At 52.0% G+C, this 5,899-nt stretch carries 5 protein-coding genes; 3 read left to right on the plus strand and 2 right to left on the minus strand.

What is annotated here, in order from left to right; genetic code table 11:
* Nucleotides 1–470 precede the first annotated feature (470 nt).
* From R6V78_RS17945 to R6V78_RS17955, 3 genes are all read left to right on the plus strand, one after another.
* Entirely contained in the window at nt 471–1,424 is a 954-nt protein-coding gene (locus R6V78_RS17945; protein ID WP_410290758.1) for a sensor histidine kinase, read from the plus strand.
* Nucleotides 1,425–1,525: 101 nt separating this feature from the next.
* Complete coding sequence (locus R6V78_RS17950) at nt 1,526–2,245, plus strand: response regulator transcription factor (RefSeq protein WP_410290759.1); 720 nt, start codon at nt 1,526–1,528, stop codon at nt 2,243–2,245.
* 242 nt (nt 2,246–2,487) lie between these two features.
* Nucleotides 2,488–4,734, plus strand: a complete 2,247-nt coding sequence (locus tag R6V78_RS17955; RefSeq protein ID WP_410290760.1) for a histidine kinase N-terminal 7TM domain-containing protein — start codon at nt 2,488–2,490, stop codon at nt 4,732–4,734.
* A gap of 83 nt (nt 4,735–4,817) precedes the next feature.
* On the opposite strand, the gene R6V78_RS17960 is transcribed toward R6V78_RS17955, so the two are convergent.
* Entirely contained in the window at nt 4,818–5,234 is a 417-nt protein-coding gene (locus R6V78_RS17960; RefSeq protein ID WP_410290761.1) for a hypothetical protein, read from the minus strand.
* Between the two features lie 202 nt (nt 5,235–5,436).
* Nucleotides 5,437–5,745 (minus strand): hypothetical protein, encoded by a 309-nt coding sequence (locus R6V78_RS17965; protein WP_410290762.1) that lies wholly within the window; start codon nt 5,743–5,745, stop codon nt 5,437–5,439.
* Nucleotides 5,746–5,899 lie beyond the last annotated feature (154 nt).

The following is a 5,899-nucleotide window of genomic DNA, read 5'->3' on the forward strand; positions in this document are numbered from 1 at the left end:
GTTAATGAAATGCAATGGCGTTGAAACAAGCCGTTCATTTCAACGAGCGATCCTCGGGTCGTAGAAACTGCGGCGGCGGTTCAGACGGAGCGGTTCGCAAAAACGGCAACAATTGAAGGACAGGCGCGACCCAATCGGGATGGAAACATATGGTGACAGAATATCTTGGGTCGGCCGGCCGGTCAAGGATATTTCATCGGGCATTGTCCAGGGTCACGCAAAAGGGTCGTGGCAAACCACCATGGCCCAAGCTGCCTTTAGGGGCACACGGCAACCGTGGTCACGGTTCTTCATGACGCCTAAGGGTTCAGGCCCGGACGTTTACGGGACCCTGAGCCATTGCAGGCGGTGCATTGAAATGTGCCTGAAAACCAGATAGTATCTCAACCTGGTATCCGTCATCGACGGATGGTTCAGCATTCAGGACGCGAACCCATTGGGATTTCAGGGAACCGGAGCATTCGCACCCCATGAAGCAGGTAAAGTGGATTTTTCATCCCATACTGGTGTTTATTTTTTCGGTCACCGCCCTGGTGGTCTCACTTTTTCTTTATATTTACTGGTATATCGAAGTCAGCAGCGGCCTTCGATCAGCAATGGAGCGATTCAATCTGGAGCAGGACCAGGTATTTGCCGCCGATACATGGGTGGTGATTCTCGTTTTGAGCATGCTGATTGGCATTATCCTGCTGGGTATTTTCATCATTTTCGTATTCAGCCAGAAAACCATGCAACTTTACCGGATGCAAAACAACTTCATCAACAACTTCACCCATGAACTCAAAACACCGGTGACTTCCCTTCAGCTTTTTCTGCAGACCTTTTCCAGGTACGAACTCTCGCGGGAAGATCAACTTAAATATATCCAGTACATGCTTACCGATGTGAAACGGCTGACCGAAAACATCAACCGCATGCTGAACCTGGCCAAGCTGGAAAGCAAAAGCTACATGGGCGATTTCGTAGTCTGTGACCTGGTCAAGACCATAAACCAGTTTTTAGAAGAAAACGCGCACCTGTTCAAGGACTGCCGGATAACCGTTCACAGCCCGGAAAGCATCCCCTTTTACCAGCATATCAACCGGCATCTGTTTGAAATGCTGTTGATGAACATCTTGACCAATGCCATAAAATACAATGCCGCCGACAGGCCGCAAGTGGACATCACCTTCGAATCCAGGCGACACTGGACGCAGATCCGATTTGCGGACAACGGCATCGGTTTTGAACGCAAAGAGATGAAAAAGATTTTCCGCAAGTTCTACCAGATCGGGCGTTCGGACAACATGACGGCCAAAGGAAGCGGGCTGGGCCTGCACCTGGTTCAAAACATCGCCCGTCTCCACAAGGGAAAGGTATTTGCCGATAGTCCGGGACGGGGCAAAGGTTCCATTTTCACGGTGATTCTTCCGGCGCTGGAATAGCGGGTCCGGGACCAACATCCACCATTTGTGAACGCAGACCGATACGGTACGCTTGCCGTCCAATACCAGCCCCTTGGCTGGATGGTACAGGAGCTGAAACCATGGAAACACCCCAGATGCGTATCCTGATCATAGAAGACGACCGCCATATTGCCGAAGGCCTTAAACTGAACCTCACCCTGCAGGGATACGAGGTCGTCATCGCCGCCGACGGCGTGGCGGGGCTGACTAAATGGAAGGAGATCGGGCCGGATCTGGTCATTCTTGACATTATGCTGCCGGGCATCGACGGCTTCTCCATTCTCCAGAGCATCCGGCTGGAGGATGAACGCCTGCCCATATTGATTTTATCGGCCAAAGGAGATCCGGACGACCGGATCAAGGGGCTTGCCTTCGGCGTCGACGATTACCTGGCTAAACCCTTCAACCTGGAAGAACTGCTTTTACGCGTCGAGCGTCTGCTTAAACGTGTCAGCTGGAGCCAGGCGAACAGCGTGCCGGTCCTGCCGACCTTCGACACTTATCATTTCGGCGGTAATCACATTGATTTTAAAACCAACACAGCGCGCTGCCGCATGGGCGAAATCTCCCTGACGGAACAGGAAGCCAAAGTGCTCAAGCTGTTTATAGCCAATCGCGGCAAGCCGCTTTCGCGTGACAAACTGCTGCAGATCGGCTGGGGCTATTCCCATAAAACCACAACCCGCACCGTCGACAATTTTATCGTCCGGTTCCGCAAATATTTTGAAGCCGATTCCAGAAATCCCGTCTATTTTAAAAGCCTGCGGTCAATCGGATATCTTTTTGATCACCCGGACTGAACCGCGATAGCGAGTGCATCCCCCGCTGCTTGCCGCGGGTAGGATGCAATCATTGCCATGCACCGATTTCGTTTATAATCTGTTGATTTAAAAAATTTAAGTGTGTCTGCGCCATGGTATCGGCCACGGTCATGCGTACGCTGCCATCGGGGAGCGTTTGACAAACGGCGCAGGCACCATTAAATAGCACCAGACATTCTTGAAATGGCGTCCACCATTGATCTGTGGCTGAGCGATTCATCATGCACTGGACTACCCACCCCTATACGGTTTCATTGTTTGCCGCATCTGTCATTTCGCTATCTCTGGCCGGTTCGGTCTGGAAAACCAGAACCACGATCAACACACGATCGTTCGTGGTCCTGATGCTGGTCATCTCCCTATGGGCGACCATGCATATCTTCGAGCTGGCCGCCTCGACCCTTGCGACAAAAGTGTTTTGGGCCAACATGCAGTTCTTCTGCATCGTCCTGGTTCCTCCGACGCTGCTGACCTTTGTCGGCCGATATACCCGTCGGGACGACGTGATCAGCACCCCGCGAATGGCACTTATTCTGTTGCTCCCCCTGCTCATCGTCGCCCTTGTCTGGACCAATGGTTTTCACAGTTGGGTATTCACCGGAGCGGAGATCGTGGATCAGCCGCCGTTCCGGCTCCTTTACCGTCATTTTGGTCCCGGGTTCTGGATCCACACCGCCTATTGTTATTTGATCATGATGGTGGCAACCATCATGCTGATCCGATCCATGGTCATTGCCCCCATGAGATACAAGGGGCAGGTCATTTCCCTGCTGATTGGCGTTTCCGTGCCGTGGGTCGGCAACTTCATGTACATTTTCAACATTCCTCCATTTTGCAATTTTGATATAACCCCCGTCGTGTTCACCATCAGCGGCCTTGCATTCGGCTGGGGCGTCTTTCACTATCGGCTTTTGGATATCGTCCCCATTGCCTATGACCTGATGATCAACAACATGCAGGATGCGGTGTTCGTTTTTGACCGGCATCAACGTGTTCTGGAATTGAACCCCGCTGCGGCGCAGCGGGTTGGACATAATCGAAAAAGTATGGCTGAATTGACCGCAGACTCCCTGATTCCCGGGTGGTCGAGCATGGCCGGGCCATTGGAAACAGGCGGCATCAGGCAACAGGTCTGCCTGCCCAATGGCAATCAGGACCGTTATTACGACCTTGTCGGTACGCCCTTGAAACAAGCCGACCAGCTCTTCGGCTATCTCGTGGTCCTCCGTGATATTACCGATTACCGCAATACACAGTTGGCTTTGGCTGACAGCGAACAGCAATTCAAGTCCCTGAGTGAAAAGGCACCCATTGTGATTTGCACCCTCGACCCACGGGGCGTTTTTACCTATGTTAATCCTGAATGGGAAAGAGTGCTTGGTTATCCGCGCCAATGGGTACTTAACCGGCACTTTTCAGAATTTGTTTTGCCCTACCATCTTGAAAGCTATACCCGGGCATTCAGAAAAGTCAGAGATGACCTGGAAGTGATGTCCGGTTTTCCCATCAAACTGGTCCATGCGGATGGGTCTCGTCGCTTCTTCAGTGCCAGTGCATCCCCGAACCTGGATACCGACGGAAAAATATGCAACGTGATCTGTCTGTTAAAAGACCAGACCGGGGAACGGGAGCTGCAGGCCCAGCTTTTTCAATCGCAGAAGATGGAAGCCATCGGTACATTGGCAGGCGGCGTTGCACACGATTTCAATAACCTGCTGATGGGCATCCAGGCAAACATATCCCTGGTGAGAATGGAAGTCAGCAAGGGCAAAAAATTTATGGAGCGGCTCGATAATATCGAGCGCCAAATCCAGACCGGTGCATCGCTGACCCGTCAGCTCCTGGGATATGCCCGCAAAGGCAAATACCGCCCGACCCTTCTTTGTCTGAACCAACTCATTCAGGAGACGCTGGCTGCCTTTGGCCGGACGCGCAAACAGATTAGCCTTCATTTTGATCCGCACAAGGCGTTGCCCCGGATTCAGGCGGATCAGGGCCAGATGGAGCTGGTGCTGTTGAATCTGCTGGTCAACGCTTCAGACGCCATGCCCAGCGGTGGTGTGTTGACCGTAAAAACCGACCTGCATGCCCCGTCGGCGGCCAAAAAACAGACCATGGAGCTGTCACCCGGCGATTACGTCCACCTGCAGATCACCGATACCGGCATCGGTATGGATGAAAAGACACAGAAACGGATATTCGAACCCTTTTTCACCACCAAAGAGATGGGTCAAGGAACCGGCCTGGGCCTGGCCTCGGTATACGGGGTGGTAAAAAATCACAAAGGCGCAATAACCGTAACTTCGAAACCCGGACACGGAACCACCTTTGATCTATACTTTCAGGCGGCAGCGGAGGCGTGTCAGATCCCTGCCGATATACAGCATCTTCAAAGCGGAAACGGTCGCATTGGATTTGTGGATCATGAGCCCGAATTGCTGGAGGATGAAAAAGCCACCTTGCCTTGAACACAGCGGCAAGGTGGCCGTTGGGAAGTTTCGATACTGTTCGCCCGTCAACCGACGCTGCTTTCCATCCCTAAAATGGAAGCTTACGGCCACAGGGCGGCCAAGTGCTCAAATGTAACGATCTGCGCCCCTTCAACCATCCGTTTCAAGGCGATGAATTCATCGGCGGGCATTTCGCCCGTGCCTATATTTACCATCTGAACAGCCGCTATTCCCGAGGGTTTCTCATCCATACTGACGCTGCGACCGGCCACTTTATCACGCAGGGCTTCGAAGTCCATGCGAGTCATTTCAACCATGCCATATCGTTCCTGACGACCGAGCGGGGTCGAAATGGCGGCTGCGGCATGCGTCCGGGGTCCTTGGACCATGGCTTTCAATGCCAAAAATTCGGATTGCTCCATCTGGCCCGAGCCGATGTCGACCATTTGTGCCGATGCCGGGTTAAACCCCATTACCACCATAACTCCGAGTGCTGCTGCAACGCATACTTTTTTCATTTTTCCTCCATTTTTTTGGCCAGTTATTAATATGAATACGAACTAAGGTTCATAATTAAGAGTGAACATACGAATTTTGGTTCATGTTGTCAAGCAAAAATATGAACTTTTATTCAAATTAAAAAGGCTTGAGGCGCACGATCGGTTTGCCTCAAGCCTTTAAAACGCAATTTTGAATCCGTTGGTGTATGAAGACCGGTGATCAGGGACAGATAAACGTGAATCCACTTTCCAGGCCAGTGGTGTTGCTGGCCACCAGTTTGTTCAGATCGCAAAATTCGCTGGTTGCCATTGATCCGGTGCCGATATCCACCATGCCTTTTCCAGATTCGGTAGACGTTGCGCCGGGACCACTGTTGTCTGCATTCATGGCCAGTCGGATCGCGTCCACGTCGGACTGGTTGAATTCAGCAACGCGGTTTTCAGTTGGCGCTGGCGTCGTCGCGGAGTAAGACGGCTGGTAATCGCCGCTGACCATCTGCCGCAGGGCATCGAACTCGGCCCGATCCATTCCTTTGATGTCTCCAACTATGTTTGGGGCAAGATAGCCAAACGCTATAACATTAAGCGATATCATTCACCTTTGGCACTGCGTTTGCAAGATAGCTTAAATCCCCTGCTCTTCTGGGAATGGGTTATAGCTCATCCTGAAATCCCGATTATCC

Source organism: Desulfosarcina sp., from assembly GCF_046496365.1.
Taxonomy (GTDB): domain Bacteria; phylum Desulfobacterota; class Desulfobacteria; order Desulfobacterales; family Desulfosarcinaceae; genus Desulfosarcina.

What these genes read in the sequence shown, in the direction of transcription:
- R6V78_RS17945 (WP_410290758.1), top strand. Translation starts at nt 471, where the DNA reads ATGAAGCAGGTAAAGTGGATTTTTCATCCCATACTGGTGTTTATTTTT.
- R6V78_RS17950 (WP_410290759.1), top strand. Translation starts at nt 1,526, where the DNA reads ATGGAAACACCCCAGATGCGTATCCTGATCATAGAAGACGACCGCCAT.
- R6V78_RS17955 (WP_410290760.1), top strand. Translation starts at nt 2,488, where the DNA reads ATGCACTGGACTACCCACCCCTATACGGTTTCATTGTTTGCCGCATCT.
- R6V78_RS17960 (WP_410290761.1), bottom strand. Translation starts at nt 5,234, where the DNA reads ATGAAAAAAGTATGCGTTGCAGCAGCACTCGGAGTTATGGTGGTAATG.
- R6V78_RS17965 (WP_410290762.1), bottom strand. Translation starts at nt 5,745, where the DNA reads ATGGATCGGGCCGAGTTCGATGCCCTGCGGCAGATGGTCAGCGGCGAT.